13 protein-coding genes are annotated in these 18,175 nt (G+C 29.3%); 9 read left to right on the top strand and 4 right to left on the bottom strand.

What is annotated here, in order from left to right:
- Positions 1–18 precede the first annotated feature (18 nt).
- Positions 19–1,275 (bottom strand): UDP-N-acetylmuramoyl-tripeptide--D-alanyl-D-alanine ligase, encoded by a 1,257-nt coding sequence (locus KO506_RS02780; protein ID WP_215993380.1) that lies wholly within the window; start codon positions 1,273–1,275, stop codon positions 19–21.
- A gap of 67 nt (positions 1,276–1,342) precedes the next feature.
- A complete protein-coding gene (gldJ, locus tag KO506_RS02775; protein ID WP_215993379.1) occupies positions 1,343–3,019 on the bottom strand; it encodes a gliding motility lipoprotein GldJ in 1,677 nt (558 codons plus the stop codon).
- A gap of 232 nt (positions 3,020–3,251) precedes the next feature.
- On the opposite strand from gldJ, the gene porU reads away from it, so the two are divergent.
- The 8 genes from porU to KO506_RS02735 all read left to right on the top strand — a co-directional run bounded on the left by porU (position 3,252) and on the right by KO506_RS02735 (position 13,627).
- Positions 3,252–6,608, top strand: a complete 3,357-nt coding sequence (porU, locus tag KO506_RS02770) for a type IX secretion system sortase PorU (protein WP_252726764.1) — start codon at positions 3,252–3,254, stop codon at positions 6,606–6,608.
- Positions 6,609–6,646: 38 nt separating this feature from the next.
- Positions 6,647–7,774: a type IX secretion system outer membrane channel protein PorV gene (porV, locus tag KO506_RS02765; RefSeq protein ID WP_215993377.1), complete on the top strand. Its 1,128-nt coding sequence runs from the start codon at positions 6,647–6,649 to the stop codon at positions 7,772–7,774.
- A 77-nt stretch (positions 7,775–7,851) separates the two neighbouring features.
- A complete protein-coding gene (gene cdd, locus KO506_RS02760) occupies positions 7,852–8,334 on the top strand; it encodes a cytidine deaminase (protein WP_215993376.1) in 483 nt (160 codons plus the stop codon).
- A gap of 56 nt (positions 8,335–8,390) precedes the next feature.
- Positions 8,391–8,774, top strand: coding sequence for a group III truncated hemoglobin (locus tag KO506_RS02755; RefSeq protein WP_215993375.1), 384 nt, complete (start codon positions 8,391–8,393; stop codon positions 8,772–8,774).
- Between the two features lie 119 nt (positions 8,775–8,893).
- Positions 8,894–9,958, top strand: coding sequence for a 3-oxoacyl-ACP synthase III family protein (locus tag KO506_RS02750; protein ID WP_215993374.1), 1,065 nt, complete (start codon positions 8,894–8,896; stop codon positions 9,956–9,958).
- 111 nt (positions 9,959–10,069) lie between these two features.
- Positions 10,070–11,605 carry a glutamine-hydrolyzing GMP synthase gene (guaA, locus tag KO506_RS02745; protein ID WP_215993373.1) on the top strand — a complete coding sequence of 512 codons (1,536 nt, stop codon included), beginning with the start codon at positions 10,070–10,072 and terminating at the stop codon, positions 11,603–11,605.
- 41 nt (positions 11,606–11,646) lie between these two features.
- A complete protein-coding gene (locus KO506_RS02740) occupies positions 11,647–13,287 on the top strand; it encodes a LysM peptidoglycan-binding domain-containing protein (RefSeq protein ID WP_252726763.1) in 1,641 nt (546 codons plus the stop codon).
- 1 nt (position 13,288) lies between these two features.
- Positions 13,289–13,627, top strand: a complete 339-nt coding sequence (locus tag KO506_RS02735) for a hypothetical protein (RefSeq protein ID WP_215993371.1) — start codon at positions 13,289–13,291, stop codon at positions 13,625–13,627.
- A gap of 72 nt (positions 13,628–13,699) precedes the next feature.
- On the opposite strand, the gene KO506_RS02730 is transcribed toward KO506_RS02735, so the two are convergent.
- Together KO506_RS02730 and ccsA are read right to left on the bottom strand one after the other, a co-directional pair.
- Positions 13,700–14,215, bottom strand: coding sequence for a DUF2892 domain-containing protein (locus tag KO506_RS02730; RefSeq protein ID WP_215993370.1), 516 nt, complete (start codon positions 14,213–14,215; stop codon positions 13,700–13,702).
- Positions 14,216–14,267: 52 nt separating this feature from the next.
- Entirely contained in the window at positions 14,268–17,471 is a 3,204-nt protein-coding gene (gene ccsA, locus KO506_RS02725) for a cytochrome c biogenesis protein CcsA (protein ID WP_215993369.1), read from the bottom strand.
- Between the two features lie 100 nt (positions 17,472–17,571).
- Here ccsA and KO506_RS02720 point away from each other — a divergent pair, with 100 nt between their 5' ends.
- Entirely contained in the window at positions 17,572–18,147 is a 576-nt protein-coding gene (locus tag KO506_RS02720; RefSeq protein ID WP_215993368.1) for a hypothetical protein, read from the top strand.
- Positions 18,148–18,175: the final 28 nt, after the last annotated feature.

Here is an 18,175-nt window from a genome sequence, read left to right as displayed (position 1 = left end):
TAGGCAGTAACGAACCCATTACATTAAATCTAAAACTCTTTCTAAACGCATTCCTCTAGAACCTTTTATTAAAATAGATTGGTTTTCTAGGGGATTATTTTTGAGGTAAAATTTAAAATCTTCAAAAGTTTTAAATTGTTGATGTGTAGCAGACGTTTGTAGGAAATTTTCACCAATAAAAAACTGATTATTAATATCTAGAGCACTAGATAGATCAACAATATTTTGGTGTTCTTTTAAACTGTCACTTCCTAATTCAAACATATCACCTAAAATAATTACTTTATTTTCGTCTTTTAAAGAAGCGAAATTTTCTAATGCTACCTTCATGCTAGAAGGGTTTGCATTATAAGCATCAAGAATTATTTTATTGGTTTTAGTTTTAATAATTTGAGAGCGATTATTAGTAGGTGTATAGCTTTCTATAGCTTCTTTAACTTCACTTTTATAAACTTTAAAATATTCAGCTATAGTTATTGCAGCTGCAATATTTGTATAATTATATTTTCCGATTAAATTACTCTCTATAATTGTATTGTTGTATGATAATTTTACAAAAGGATTAGCATCAATAAATTTTAAATCATTTTTAGGAAAAAATAGAGATGCTATATTTTTCGTTTTTTGAACTTGAATTTCATCCTCAGGATTTACAAGAGCCATTTTATTATTTTCTTGTAAATAGGTATACAATTCACTTTTACCTTTAATAACACCTTCTATACTTCCAAAACCTTCTAAATGTGCTTTTCCAAAATTGGTGATATAGCCCAAGTCTGGTTCACAAATAGTACATAAAAATTCTATTTCTTTTTGATGATTTGCACCCATTTCTACAATGGCTAATTCGTGTTCTGGTGTTATAGACAATAAAGTTAAAGGAACACCAATATGATTGTTGAGGTTTCCTTTGGTAGCAAGCGTATTATACTTTCTGTTTAAAACCGTATTTATTAGTTCTTTTGTTGTAGTTTTTCCATTACTACCTGTTAAACCAATAACTGGGATATTTAACTGAACTCTGTGATAATTTGCTAATTTTTGAAGTGTTTTTAAAACATCATCAACTAAAATTATATTTTCTTGAGTTTTATATTCTATTTCATCAACAATTGCATAGTTTGCCCCAAGTGTTAAAGCTTTTTCAGCAAATTGGTTTCCATTAAAATTATCCCCTTTTAAGGCAAAAAAGAGGGTGTTTTCTCTAATATTTCGAGTGTCTGTATCAACAAGAAAATGTTCGGAATAAATTTGATATAATGTTGAAATCTGCATTTTATAAATATAAAAAAAACCTCATTATTATAAAACAATGAGGTTTAAGTTTGTTATATGTTTTATATTATCTACTAGGGTTTCTAGCAGATCTTTTACCAGTTGACATTGGGCCAACTCTATCAGAAACACATCTAAAACCAATATAGTTTGTAGCCATGTACTCTGGTAAATATCTTCTTTGAGCAGGATCTAACCAATATTCTCTATCAGACCAAGAACCCCCTTTATAAACTCTTGTTTTATTACTAATTAAAGTTGTTCTTCTTTCTTTGTCGTTTACTAGAATCTCTTCACCTGTTTCTGGGTCAATTTCTCTTGTAGGTGATTTAGGTGAATTATACATGCTAGGTTTAGATGCTATTTGATCTTCTTCTTCATCAAAAAATCTACTAGAATTTGCATCACCATCATTAATGTCTGTATTATCAGCAACCATAAAGTTTCTTCTCATTGTTGCATCATCTTTAGTAATAGGAATGTATTTAATAGAACCTGGTAATTGTCTTGTAAAGATTTTACCATTTGGTAAAGTGTCATATGCTACTTCTGGAGCTTGATCATTTGCAGCAATAACCACATTACCTTCTTCATCAATCATTTTTTTAGTAAAAATATTACCTCTAAAATAGTTGAAATCATTAGCTTCATTGTCAATTATTGGTCTGTAAACATCAGAAACCCACTCAGCAACATTACCAGACATATCATACAAACCAAAGCCATTTGGTGGGTAAGATTTAATTTTGTTAGGTATATCTGCTCCATCAGAACTCCAACCAGGTAAACCACTATAATCTCCTTTACCTTGTTTAAAGTTGGCTAATTGATCTCCCCTTGTTCTTTTATTTTTAGATCTGGTATATTTACCATCCCAAGCATATTTTTTTCTACCTCTAATATTATTGTATTCTCTGTTTTCGATATTTGCTTTTGCAGCAAATTCCCATTCAGCTTCTGTAGGTAATCTAAAAGGTTGTACAAAAATACCATCAGCTTTGGTAATTGGTCTTCCTTGGTAAGCATCTCTACTTGGTTTTGGTTCTCCTTTTTTTCTAGGTGTTCTTCCAATACCTCTAACGTTTAATGTACTGTCTAATACTTGATCTGGACTTGTTAAAAAAGCATCAGTATCAAAAGGTATTTTAATAGAATCTATTTCAAAAATATTTTTGATGTGTCCTTTGTCAATTAATGTTTTAAGGTTTACAGCATTAGTACGCCATTTACAATACTCATTTGCTTGTAACCAACTTACACCCACAACAGGGTAATCTGCGTATGCAGGATGACGAAAATAGTTTTCTGATAAAATATCTGTGTTTCCTAAACTTTTTCGCCAAACTAAAGTATCTGGTAAAACAGAATTATAAATGTGTTTGTAATTTTCATCTGATGGAGGAAAAACATCTTTTATATATTGTACATATAAAAAATATTCTGAGTTAGTAACTTCGGCTTCATCCATAAAAAAAGAACGAACGTGTATCTTTTTAGGAGTTGTATTCCAATCGAACATTACATCATCTTGTACTTGACCCATTGTAAAAGAACCACCTTCTACACCTATCATTCCTGGAGGTGTTTCTTGACCACTAAAAGAATTATTTCTAATAAAGCCACCGTTTTTTTCATCATTAAAATTTAAACCTGTAAGTCTAGATTTATTTGAATTTGAACTTTTACAGTTTGATAACAATAAAATTGTTACGAGAACTAAAGAGATTTTAAATATGTTTTTCATTTCCTAATTTAAAATTGATAGGGTTTTACATAGCGAATTTACGATAAATATACTTTCTTACAAGCAAATCACCAAGTTTTAACGCATCATTTTTGTACATATTTTAATAAACGATTGCTTTTTTACTTTAGTATAATTTATCTTTGTTTGCCATAAAATATCTAAATTTTATTTACGTTATTTGAATAATTAAATGAAAAAACAGCTTTTACTTCTTTTTTGCGTCTTCTTAATGCAACAAAACTATGCTCAAGTTAGCAACTCTGTACTTGCTTCTGGAGATTGGTTTAAATTTTCTGTAGATACAACAGGAGTCTTTAAAATTGATAGAAATTTACTACAACAAATTGGTGTTTCTACAAATGGGTTAAATCCGAAGAAAATTCACATTTATGGTAATGGTGGTCAGCTTTTGCCAGATTTAAATAGCGAATTTAGATATGATGATTTACAAGAAAACTCCATTTTTGTTCAAGGTGAAAATGATGGTTCTTTTGATGCTAACGATTATATTTTATTTTACGCAAAAGGCCCTCATAATTGGACAGTAAATACCACATTAAGTACAGCAACTCATAACCAGAATATATATACAGATAAGTCGTATTACTTTATTATGATTAATGATGAAGATGGAAAAAGAGTCCAACATAAACCTGGGGTAACAACTAATGCAACAACACAATTAAATAAATTTAATGACTATACTTTTTACGAAAAAGAAGAGAATAGTATTTTGGCTGTAGGTACTCAATGGTTTTTTAATACTGATTTTAATATAGAAAAGACCCAAACTTTTAATATTCCTTTTCCTGATGCAGTTGCAAATGGAGAGATTTCTGTAGAAATAGGTGGCGTTTCTAATTCTGTGGTTTCTTCTACTATGGATGTTAATGTAAATGGAGAAGCGATTTATTCAATTAGTTACCCAGCAGTAAATTCGGGTTCTTTAACTAAAGCTTATGCCATACAAAGAAGTGCAAAAATTGTAAATTCATCAGAAAATATAGCTATTTCTATTACTTATAATAATAATGGAAATCCGTCTGCTAATGCTTTTTTAGATTATATAGAAGTTGTTGGTGAAAAGCAATTAAGATTTAGTGATTTTCAATTTTCATTCAGAAGTTTTGAACAAGCAAATGCAGCTGGTGTTGTTGAGTATCAAATAGAAAACGGAAGTTCGGCTTTTCAAGTTTGGGATGTTACCAACTATATAGAACCACAAACCATTTTAAATGAAAGTACAGCTACAAATTTTTCTTTTAAAGATAATGGAGGTGAGTTAAGAGAATACATCATTTTAAATGAAAATGATTTTTATACGCCAGAAACTGTTGATAATTCTAGAATAACCAACCAAAATTTACACGCTATAAAAGATGTAAACTATATGGTAATCACAAATTCCGAACTTTCGGGTCAAGCACAAAGATTGGCAGATTATCATCAAACTAATTCAGATTTAACTACAAAAGTGGTGCTTTTAGATGAAATTTATAATGAATTTTCTTCAGGCTCTAAAGACATTACAGGAATTCGAGATTTTATAAAACATGTGTATACCACAAATTCATCCGAAGATACAAAGCTTAAATATGTTTGTTTTTTTGGTGATTCTTCTTACGATTATAAAGATAGAATTGCGAGTAATAATAATATAATTCCTGTAAAATTATCTGATATCAGTTTTAATTTGGCAAATTCTTGGGTTACAGATGATTTTTTTGTGATGCTAGAAGATGATGAAGGTACAATGTCTAGCAATCACACAGTTGATGTTGTGTCTAGTAGAATTCCAGTTTCTACAATTAGCGAAGCTACTATTGTTATAGATAAGATTTTAAATTATTATAGTAAAGAAGCAATTGGAGATTGGCGAAATACAATTACACTTTTAGCAGATGATATTGATGCTTCTGGAGAAGAAGTAATTGAACAAGGTGTAGAATCTATTGCAGATGAAATTAAAAATAATAAACCCATTTTTAATGTAAATAAAATTTATGTTGATGCTTTTGTGCAAGAAAACTCTTCAGGAGGTGAACGTTACCCAGAAGTAAATGAAGCCATTACAAATGCTATAGAAAAAGGGACTTTAATTTTCGATTATTTTGGTCATGGAGGAGAAGATGGTTTTGCCTCAGAAAGAATTTTAGATGTACCACAAATTCAATCTTTTAATAACCCAAATACATTGCCGCTTTTAATAACAGTAACCTGTGATTTTTCTAGATTCGATAACCCCAATAGAATTACAGCAGGTGAGTTAACTTTTAAAAGTGATACTGGTGGAGCTGCAAGTATGATTACCACAACAAGAGAAGTTTTTATATCTACAGGCCAACGTTTTAATGAGCAATTAGTAAGAGAATTATTAGCTTTTAATGATCAAGATTATACCATTGCAGAAGCCCTAGCAGCAACAAAAAACAATTTTACAAGTACACAAAAATTCTTTATTTTTCACTTTGGAGATCCTGCAATGAAATTAGCAATTCCAGAGCCTAATATACGTATTACAAAAATGAATGATGTTGATGTAACTCAATCTCTAGATACGATAAAAGCTTTATCAAAAGTAAAATTTGAAGGCGTTATTACAGATGATGTTAATGCAGTTTTAAACAATTTTAATGGTACCTTATCTACAACAATTTTCGATAAATCTATAGATAAAACTACTTTAGATAATGATGGTTTTGGAATAGAATTAATCTTTGATACACAAGATAGTAAGTTGTTTAGAGGTAAATCTACAGTTACAAATGGTACTTTTACTTTCGATTTTATTGTGCCAAAAGATATTAAAATTGCCTACGGAAAAGGGAAACTAAGTTTTTATGCAGAAAATGGCGAAACAGATAAAGCAGGTGCAAATTTTGATGTTGTTGTAGGTGGAATTAACGAAAACGCACCCGAAGATAATATAGGGCCAGAAATAAGTTTGTTTATGAACGACGAATCTTTTATTGATGGTGGTAATACAAATTCATCACCTAATTTAATTGCAGTTTTATCAGACACAAATGGTATTAATACTTCCATAACTGCAGTAGATCATGATATTGTTGGGATTTTAGATGGAGATACATCTAACCCAATTATTTTAAATGATTTTTATCAAACAGAATTAGACGATTATACGAATGGAAAAGTAAATTATACACTAAGAGATTTAGAAGTTGGCTCACATACTTTAAAAATTAAAGCTTGGGATACTTACAATAACTCATCAGAAACTACGTTAAACTTTGTGGTTGTAAGTGATGCTATTCTAAATCTAGAAAATGTATTGAATTATCCAAATCCTTTTGTAAATTATACAGAGTTTTGGTTTAATCATAATAAGCCTAATGAGCCATTAGAAGTGCAAGTTCAAGTTTTTACAGTTTCTGGTAAATTGATAAAAACGATTAATCAAAATGTGCAAACAACAGGTAATTTATCTAGAAATATTACTTGGAATGGTTTAGACGATTTTGGTAATAAAATAGGTAAAGGTGTTTATGTTTATAAATTAAAAGTAACATCTACAACAAGTAATTTAGTTTCAGAGAAATACGAAAAATTAGTAATACTTCAATAAAAAGAAGATATTTGTAATAAATAACAAGAAAATTAAGAATGAAAAAAATAGTATTTTGTATGGCACTTTGTGCTTTAGTAAGTTTAAAAATTAATGCACAAACAGATACTCAACAAACAGGTGGTATAACAACTGCAACACCTTTTTTATTAATTGTACCAGATGCTAGAGCAGGAGGTATGGGAGATATGGGAGTTGCAACTACTGCAGATGCTTGGTCTTTATTTCACAACCCAGCAAAAATTACATTTAGTGATCGACAAATAAAAACAGGTATTACATACTCACCTTGGTTACGAAATTTAACCGACGATATTTTTGTTGGTAGTGGTGCTTACATTAACAGATTTAGTGAAAATGCAGCTTGGGGTGCAGATTTTAAATATTTTTCTTTAGGGCAAATCGATTTAACTAATGATGATGGTAGTGATAATGGTTCTATAAACCCAAATGAATTTGTAGCAACAGGTTCTTATGCTTTAAAATTAAGTGAAACTTTTTCTATGGGAGTTTCGTTAAAATACATTCGTTCTAACTTAGCGTTTAATGGTACTTCTGGTAATTCTTTACAACCTATTAATTCTTTTGCTGTAGATGTTTCTGGTTACTACCAATCTTATGAAGAAAACTATGGTAACTTTAATGGTCGTTATAGAATAGGTTTTAATATTGCAAACATTGGACCTAAAGTTTCGTATACACCAGGTGAAGAAGATTTTATACCAACAAATTTAAAATTTGGTGGTGGTTTTGACTTTATTTTAGATGATTACAATATTATATCTACAAATATTGAATTCACAAAATTACTAGTACCAACACCACAAGAAGATGGTTCTGATGAAGAAAAAGGATGGATACAAGGTATATTTGGTTCTTTTGGTGATGCTCCAGGTGGTTTTAGCGAAGAATTAAGCGAATTTACGTATGCTTTAGGTGCAGAATACTTATACAATAATGCTTTTGCTTTAAGAGCAGGATATTTTCATGAAAGCCCAGATAAAGGGAACAGACAATATTTTACTTTAGGTGGTGGTTTTAAAACAAATGCACTAAATGTAGACTTATCATATTTAATTAATTCATCAGATGTAAATAATCCATTAGAAAACTCATTACGTTTTTCTTTATCTTTTGATTTAGGAGAAATTTACGATAATTACTAAAATTGATTTTTTTTTAGTAAATTTATAACAATATAAAAAGCAGTCAAATAAGGCTGCTTTTTTTGACCAATTTATTTATGAAAAAAATTGAAATAGCTACAACTGCCACACTTTATAATGATGTGTCAGAACTCTCTTCAGAAGACAAAATGTTGATGGATAAAGCTATTGAAGCAAGGCATAAAGCGTATGCACCTTATTCTAAATTTAATGTTGGTGCAGCTTTATTATTAGAAAATAACAAAATTGTATTAGGTAACAATCAAGAAAATGCAGCCTATCCTTCTGGTATGTGTGCAGAAAGAGTTGCTATTTGGAAAGCAGGTTCTGAGTTTCCTGGAGTAAAGATTTTAAAATTGGCAATTACAGCTAGTTCATCTATTACTAAGGTTGATAAACCTGTTGGACCTTGTGGAGCTTGTAGACAATCTTTATCAGAATATGAAATAAAGCAAAAACAATCCTTTCCAATTTTATTTATGGGTGAAGTAGGCGAAATTGTAAAAACAGAATCCCTACTTTCTCTATTGCCTTTTTCTTTTGATAGTTCGTATTTATAAAATTCTTTTTTCTGCAAGGTTTTTAAAACCTTCTAGATATTTTAAAATGATAATAGGTGAAACCAGATATTAGCTCAAGAAAAGACATCAAATTTATCATTACCCATTTTTATGATAAATTATTGGTAGATAAAAAGATGATCCCTTTTTTTGAAGAAATTGTTGCCAAAAATCAACTTGAACATCATCTAGAAACCATTACAGATTTTTGGAACGATATTTTGTTTGATACCCTAACTTATCAGAATAATGTAATGCAAAAACATGTAAAAATAAATGCATTTCTACAGTTTAAAGAAGTACATTTTGGCATTTGGGTATCGTATTTTTTTGATACTATTGATGCTAATTTTGAAGGAGAAAAAGCACATATAATGAAAAACAGAGCAAGCTCAATTGCAACAGTAATGAAGCTTAAGATGAATGTTTATAAGAAATAATATAATTTTCTTATTCAAAATAAGTTGTAAAATTTCAATTTGAGTCTTCCATTACTATGCATGCATAGTAATTTTGCAAATCTGAATTTCATAAATTTATACTCGAAAATAAGTACAATATGATTTCATCAAAGATTACAGGAACAGGAACCTATATACCATCTTTAATAATAAAAAATTCAGATTTTTTAAACGAAGAATTTTTAAATGCAGATGGTTCTACTTTTGCAGCGAGTAATGATGTTATTGTCGAAAAATTTAAAGCAATAACAGGTATTGCAGAAAGACGTTATGCACCAGAAGAATATAAAACTTCTGACATTGCTTTTTTTGCTTCTCAAAAAGCAATAGAAGATGCTAATATTAATTCAGAAGAATTAGATTATATTATTGTTGCTCATAATTTTGGAGATTTAAAAAAAGGAGCTATTCAGGGTGATACGTTACCAAGTTTGGCATCTAGAGTAAAAAATAAACTTGGTATTAAAAACCCTAACTGTGTTGCTTACGATGTTTTGTTTGGTTGCCCAGGTTGGATTGAAGGTGTAATACAAGCACAAGCTTTTATAAAAGCAGGTATTGCTAAGAAATGCTTGGTTATAGGTGCAGAAACACTATCTAGAGTAATAGATAAATATGATAGAGATTCTATGATTTTTAGTGATGGAGCAGGAGCTTGTATTGTAGAAAAAACAGAAGAACAAGATTTAGGTATTTTAAGTCATGCTTCACAAACTTTTGCGAATGACGAGGCTTATTTTTTAAATTTTGAAGGCTCTTATAAAAAAGAAGAAGACCAAAACGTAAGATATATTAAAATGTTAGGACGCAAAATTTATGAATTTGCCATAACAAATGTACCAGCAGCAATGAAATCTGCACTAGATAAAAGTGGTGAAGAAATAGATGATGTTAAAAAGATATTTATACATCAAGCTAACGAAAAAATGGACGAAGCAATTATAAAACGCTTTTATAGGTTATATAAAAAACGAGTACCAAAAGATATAATGCCTATGAGTATTCATGAATTAGGTAATACTTCTGTTGCAACAGTACCTACTTTATTAGATTTAGTTTTAAAAGGTAAAATAGACAACCAAGAAGTAAATAAAGGAGATGTTATTATGTTTGCTTCTGTTGGTGCAGGTATGAATATTAATGCAATTGTATATAAGTTTTAAATTTAATATTAATAAATTTAACGAATTCTAACTCATTTTCACGAATTCTAATTCGCGTAAAAAAATATATATTTCAGGGTAAAAATTTAAACTGAAATAGTATTTTTGCGTATGCAACAACACAACGTACTTATTTTAGATTTTGGTTCTCAATACACGCAATTAATTGCAAGAAGAGTAAGAGAATTAAACATTTACTGCGAAATTCATCCGTATAACAAATTACCAGAAAGTTTAGATAGTTTTAAAGCTGTAATCTTATCAGGGAGCCCTAATTCTGTAAGAGGAGAAAATGTACTTCATCCAGATTTAGCAGAAATTAGAGGCAAAAAACCTTTACTAGCAGTTTGTTATGGTGCACAATATTTAGCACATTTTTCTGGCGGAAAAGTAGCAGAATCAAATACAAGAGAATATGGTAGAGCAAATTTATCATTTATAAAAAATGATGAAACGTTCTTTAGAAATATCACAGAAGGCAGTCAAGTTTGGATGAGTCATTCAGATACCATAAAAGAATTACCAACAAATGCTGTTTTATTAGCAAGTACTAAAGATGTACAAAATGCCGCTTATAAAATTGAAGGCGAAACTACTTTTGCCATTCAGTTTCATCCAGAGGTATATCATTCTAAAGATGGTAAACAATTATTGGCAAACTTTTTGGTAGATATTGCAGGTGTAGCACAAACTTGGACACCCAATTCTTTTGTAGAAAGTACAGTAGATGCAATTAAAGAAAAAGTTGGTGAAGACAAAGTTGTTTTAGGGCTTTCTGGTGGTGTAGATTCTACAGTTGCTGCAGTTTTATTACACAAAGCAATAGGTGAAAACTTGTACTGTATTTTTGTAAATAACGGACTTTTACGTAAAAATGAATTCGAAAGCGTATTAATTCAATACGAAGGAATGGGTTTAAACGTTAAAGGAGTAGATGCTTCTGAACGTTTTTTGAAAAAGTTAGAAGGTATCACAGATCCTGAAGGAAAAAGAAAAGCCATTGGTAATACATTTATTGATGTTTTTGATGATGAAGCACATCAAATTAAAGATGTAAAATGGTTGGCACAAGGTACAATTTATCCTGATGTTATTGAGTCTGTTTCTGTAAATGGAGGGCCTTCTGCAACCATTAAAAGTCATCATAATGTAGGTGGTTTGCCAGATTTTATGAAACTAAAAATTGTAGAGCCTTTGCGTATGATTTTTAAAGATGAAGTTAGAAGAGTAGGTGCTTCTTTAGGTATAGATAAAGAATTATTAGGTCGTCATCCTTTTCCTGGTCCTGGTTTAGGAATCCGAATTTTAGGTGATATTACTGCTGAAAAGGTTAGAATTTTACAAGAAGTAGATGCAATTTTTATCAACGGTTTAAAAGAAGATGGTTTGTATGATAGTGTTTGGCAAGCAGGTGCTATGTTGTTACCCGTAAATTCTGTTGGAGTTATGGGTGATGAAAGAACCTACGAAAAAGTAGTAGCCTTAAGAGCTGTAGAAAGTACAGATGGTATGACTGCTGATTGGGTAGATTTACCTTATAAATTTTTACAGAAAACATCAAACAAAATAATAAATCAAGTAAAAGGTGTAAATAGAGTTGTGTATGATATTAGCTCTAAACCACCTGCAACTATAGAATGGGAATAAAGTATATGAAGCATTTAAAATTTTTTATTTTTCTGTGTATTTTGACATTCACAGTTTCTTGTGGCCAGCAGAAAAGATACATTCAGTATAAAGTACAGCAAGGAGAAACCATGAGTAAAATTGCTGAAAAACTGGCTATGAAAACGCCAGATTTAAAGCGATTAAACCCTGATGTGGAAGGTGAGCCCAGAGCAAACACTTTTTTAGTAGTACCAGAAAAAAAACTAAATAATTTTAAAAATCAAGTAAAAGAAAGTGCTGAGGTTGTTTCAGATTCAATTGTAAATACTTCTGATTTAAATGAAGAAGAAAAGCTTTTAGAAGAAATCAAGGAAAAATTCGTGGTTTATGAAGTTAAAAAAGGTGATACTTTTTATAGCTTAAATAAAACTTTTGATGTTTCTAGAGGAGAATTATTGCAATTAAATCCAGAATTAAAAGAAGGTTTAAAAGTAGGAATGTTGTTAAAAATAAAAGAAATTCCTTTAGAAATTGTATCCGAAGAAATTTTTTATAGCGATTATATTGATAGAAATAAAGACTTAAAAGTTGCTTTATTATTGCCTTTTAGAACGCATAAATATAGAAACGATTCGCTTACTTTAAAAGAAATTTTTGATAGAAATTCAACTTTATTAAACATTACCACAGACTTTTATTTAGGAGCAGAAATTGCGATTGATTCTTTACGTAGAAAAGGTGTAAATATCGAATTTAATGTATATGATACAGGAGATCGTAGATCTAATCAAATAACGAATATTATTTCTAGAAATAACTTAAATAGTAATGATGTTGTTATTGGCCCTTTGTATTCAGAAGAGGTTCGTACAGTGGCTTCTAATGTAAATATTCCTGTAATTTACCCTGTTTATTCTGATGATCAATCAGGATTTAGTTCTAGTAATATTGTAAAAACATCACCAGAAAAAAAGGTGTTTAGAGAAGAATTGGAAAAATATATCATCGAGAATTTTAACAAAGTAGAAACCATAGAAGACAACAATACTTTGGTAGATGAACAAACTATAATAGAAACTCCAATTATTGAAAAAGGAAATATTATTATTGTAACTGATGAAAGTTCTGCCTCTAAACAAAGTAGTAGAACCATTCAGAATAACTTAAATTTTGGTTTAGATGCAGTTGTAAATATATTGTCTCCACAAAAGGGTTATATCGCAAAAGAACGTTTCTTAGAATTGTTAAAACCAAATGCTAAAAATTGGGTAATTATTGCTACTGATAAAAATGTTGCAGTTTCTGACGCAATTAATAGTTTAATCAGTTTGCCAGAAGAAACTACTGTAAAAGTTTTTACTTTTGATAAAGGGAGAGTATATGATAAAATTGACAATAGAAAATTAGCTAAAATTGGTTTTACCTATGTAAGTGATGAGTTTGTTGATGAAAACTCTTTAAACACAAGAATATTCAATCAACAATATCAAAAAAAGAACAAAGCATTGCCATCTTTTTACGCTACAAAAGGTTTTGATATTACTTATGATATATTAATTCGTTTGGCTTCTGGTTATGATTTAAAATCTACATTAAACGAAGGAATGTCTGTAAGAATAGAGAGTAAGTTCGATTATAGAAATAGTACTTATCTTGCAGAAAATCAAGGTTTATTTATTGTACAATACAATAAAGATTTGTCTTTAACTAGATTGAAGTAAAATGAAATTATACACGAATTGTAAATCTTGCAAAAAAGAAATTACAATAAAATCTAACGCTTCAACTAGACCAGATTTACAAATGGAAAAAGGAGATGAATTTAACGTGAATTGTTTTAATTGTGGTAAAAAGGAAAAGAAGCATGTAAATGATATTAAAGCTGAACCTAATAAATTAGTTCTTCTAATTGGGCTTCTGTTAGGAATTTTTGCAACACTATTTTTGTGGACAATTTATGGAGCAATAGGTACAGTAAGTATTATTATTCCTTTAATATTTTTGCAACAACAAATGAGCTCAACAAAAGGTTTTAATTCTTATATGGTAAGAAGAAAGTAGAAATTTGTGTAATATATAAAACAAAAAATCCGCTATAAGCGGATTTTTTTGTTTTTGAATGGAAATAACAACTTAGATTTTCTTCATCTGTTGTTTCATCATTTGCATTTGTTCTTTTAGCATTCCGTGTTTGTCTAATTTCTTAGCCTCAGCCATTAAATTAGTCGCTTCACGTTTACGTCTTTTGGTCATTGCAATTCCTGCTAATTGTAGTTTTGCCATTGCCAAATCATGATCCATAGACAAACCTAATTTTACTGCTTTTCTTAAAAACTTTTCAGCTTGTGTCATGTTGGTTTGGCTTAACATAATACCATGTAAATAGTTATAATAACCTTGTTGTTTAGTTATTAAAGCAGTTTCTGGGTTTTTTATATAACCTAACCATTTTTGTGCAGCAGGAAAATTTTGCTTACGCAATTGTAAAAAAGCCAAAAGAATAAACTCGTTTTTAAAATAGAATAAGACAAAAATTCCAGCTAATAATAAGATAGAAATTCCGTTCATAATATTTCCTTGCGTAAATTCATACACAGACCAAACTGTAATTAAACCTGCTAAAACTAATTTTATATTTTTATTAAACATTGTTTGTTTTTGATGATTAAAAATTTCGAAAAGCAAAAATACATTTTCAGAATTACTTCTTAAAGTATTTCTTGTATTTAAATGATGCTAATACTGTTAAGCCAACTAAAGCTATAATATATATATAAGCTTCTTTAGGAGTTACAGCTTGGTCTCCACTTGCATAAGAATGCAAACCAGATAAGTAGAAGTTAACTCCAAAATAGGTCATCATTATAGATAAATATGCAAAAGCAGATGCAAAGTTAAAAGATAAACGACCTCTTAAACCAGGTATTAAACGCATATGTAAAACAAAAGCATAGACCATAATAGAAATTAAAGCCCAAGTCTCTTTAGGATCCCAACCCCAGTAACGACCCCAACTTTCATTGGCCCACATACCACCTAAAAAGTTACCAATGGTAAGCATAACTAAACCAACAGTAATAGCCATTTCATTAATAATGGTCAATTCTTTAATGTTAACATCCATTCTTTTTTTATTCTTATCATTGGTAAAAGCAATCAAAATTAATGATACAACTCCAAGAATCATCCCTAGAGAAAAAGGGCCATAACTAGCTACAATTATAGATACATGCACTAATAACCACCAAGAATTTAAAACAGGTTGTAAGTTGGCAATTTCTGGATCTAACCAGTTTTGATGTGCAAATGCTAAAATAATAGCAGCTAAAAATGTTGTTGCTCCAATGGTTAGTGCAGATTTTTTACCCAGATATAAACCAAATGCCATTGTAGCCCAAGCTACATAAATAATAGATTCGTAAGCATTACTCCAAGGAGCATTACCACTAATGTACCATCTAGAAATTAATCCAAAAGTGTGGAATAAGAAACTTAAAATAATTAATGTAATTAAGCCTTTAACAATGTAATTTAAAACTTTAGATTTATAGTAAAAGATTTTAAGAATTTCTATAAATATTAAAAGTAAACCAAGTATCATGTAAAAAATAGAACTTTTTATAAAAATACCTAATTTGTTATAAGCAATTTCTAAGTCAATTTTTCTTTCTTTAGGATAAACTTCAGCACCATATTTCTTTTGATAAGTTTTAATTCCGTCTAAAATTTTATTAGCTTTACTATAATCTCCATTTCTTTTAGCAGTTTGTAAAAGTTGCATGTATAAAGGCAACAATTTAGGAACGTAAAGTGAATCTTTGGTCTTTAAAATTTTGCTATTTGCTATTTCTGGATGCGAAACCCATTTGTTATTTTCATCATTAGGAATTGGATAAATTCTTAAAATTCCACCACCAATAGCGCTGTATAATAAACCAACTCTTCTATCGATTTTAATTAAATCTTTATCAAATTTATTTTGAAATTTTGTTTTTTGAGCTTCTTCTATTTGACCTTTAATAATATACTCACCTCTGTTAGAGAAAAAGTCTGACAAACGAGCATATTTAGCAGTTTTTTCTAGGCCTAATTGTTCTCTAATTTTAAAATTATTTTTTTCTAGATATATAGCTGGTACTTCATACCAAAGCCTAGAGTTTTCTAATATTGATAATAAAACCTGACTAGGTTCCATATTATGTAAAGTTTCGGTTTGACTTACTTTTCTAACCAATTCAGAAGCAAAAGTATGCGCAGGTTTCATTCTACCTCCTGCATCTTGAATAATTAATTTATTAAAATCTTCTGCATGCTCTAAGGATACTAAATTTGCTTTTAAAATAGAATCTACTTGTTGGTCTGTAATTCTATTTACTTTATGAGGAGTAGTATGTTGTTGCTTCGTTTGAGTAGTTGTTGTATGTACATGATTTGGATCTGAATGATCGTGATCTGCTTCTTGCCCAAAACTAAAAGAAGAAATAAATAAAGCTGTAGTTAAAGACACTAAAGTTTTTTTATTTCTGATTTTCTTTAATGAGTTTTTAAGCGAATCAAAACGTGTGTTTTTTGCAAAAAAGATGCAAATTAAACCTGTATATAAAAGTGAATATCCTAAGTAAGTGATAAAAGTTCCCCACCAATCATGGTTTACAGATAAGTGTGTTTGTTCTCTTTCGCCAGATAAATCGTAACTAGATTGAAAAAATTTGTAGCCTTTGTGATCTAAAATATGATTCATAAAAATTCTAAAATCAAAAGTTTCATCAGTATCAATTACAGTAACTTCACTTGCATAAGAAGCTGCACTTTCTGAACCTGGATATTTTTCTAATTGAAAATCGTTTAGTTTTACACTAAAAGGTGTTTCTAAAATTTTAGCACCATACCATAATCTAAAATTTAAACCATTTAAAGTAAAATCTTGTGCATTATCGTTGTTAAATTTACCACCAGTAAGTTCTACTCTTTGTGTTTCTGTACCTGTTTTTACATCTAAAACAATTACGTCTAAAACTTTATCATCTTTTGGACCACTAATTGTTGTCATTGTACCTTTACTTGGGTATTGAGGTACAACAAAAGGCAAGCCAGCAACATTATATAAAGAACGTAATTTAAAATCTTGAATACTATCTTTTAATAAACCACCTTGTTGTTGTGTAGCCATTACTTGATAATTACCATCAGCTTTAGAAAGAATTTTTAAACTATCATTTCTTTTAAATATGTTGATATTCGCATTGTTATCTTTAGCATTAAAACCCACTAAAACATTATGAATATTAGCAACTGTACCCGATTTTATATAATGTTCGTGTCTATTTCCGCTCGAAGATTCTACTATAAATAAATGTTCAACCCCATTTTTATCTTCAACTAATTTTCTTTCTGCCCAAGGTATGTAATCTACTAAATTAACCTCATAATCTTTGCCTTTAAAATTATCAGAAAAAGACCAAGAATTAGAACCCCAAGCACTTAATAAAATAGGTTCGTGTTTAGTTTTTTGCACCTCATTATTATCAACAATAAGATTTACATAGGTAGTTTCTGATAAAAATTTATTAGTAGTTTCACCTTCGTCAATTAACATAATTCCTTCAAAACCAACATATCTAGTAACACCTGCGCCAATTAAAATAAATAAAAATGCTACGTGAAACATTAAAACTGGCCATTTTTCTTTTCTTAACAATTTGTATCTAAAAATGTTACCAAAAAAGTTGATGACAAAGAAAATCATAATTACTTCAAACCACCAAGTATTATACACTAGCGCTTTAGAAGTTTGAGTGCCAAAATCATTTTCTATAAAAGTGGCAATACCCATTGCTGTTGCAAATAAGAAAAATAGAACAGCCATTAAACGAGTTGAGTATAGAAAATTAAAAAAGTTTTTCATCTTAAAATATGTGCTTTTAAAAGAGCAACAAATTTAAGCATAAAAGCACAAATAACCTTTTTGATATAAGTATATTTAATTGTTAAAAAGAACTAAAAAAATGAATAAAACTCACATAATTCCTAATAAAATTCAAGAAAGAGTAGAAGTAGCATTAAAATATTTTCCACAATTAGCCGATATTAAGATTGAATTTAAATTAAAGAAAAACATCAAAAAATCTACAATGCAAGCTAGACCCACGTTTGATAGTTTTTTTAGAAGTAAAAAAAATAGAAAATATTTAATTTTAATTAGTAAAAAATTTAAAATTTCTGATAAAGAATTTTCTACTTTAGATATTCCTGATGATATTTTTATTGGTTGGATTGGTCATGAATTAGGACATATTATGGATTATCAAGACAGAAGTAGATTCAATTTAATTTGGTTTGGACTCAAATATTTGTTTTCAGAAAATCATATTGTAGAAGCAGAAAGAGCAGCAGATAGTTTTGCAGTAAAACATAAAATGGAAGACTATATTTTAAAAACCAAGAATTTTATTTTAAACCACGCAGAAATCTCAGAAGTGTATAAAAATAGAATGAGAAGATATTATTTATCGCCAGAAGAAATTATGTTTTTAGTTGAGGATAGAGATAAAATGCCAGACAAGCTAGAGAAAGCTTTATAGAAATATTGAATTAAAAAATAAAAGCCTT

The sequence above is a fragment of the Polaribacter vadi genome (assembly GCF_018861005.1).
Taxonomy (GTDB): domain Bacteria; phylum Bacteroidota; class Bacteroidia; order Flavobacteriales; family Flavobacteriaceae; genus Polaribacter; species Polaribacter vadi_A.
Note: the sequence above shows the minus strand (reverse complement) of the source record. Positions and strands in the feature narration are given on the sequence as shown.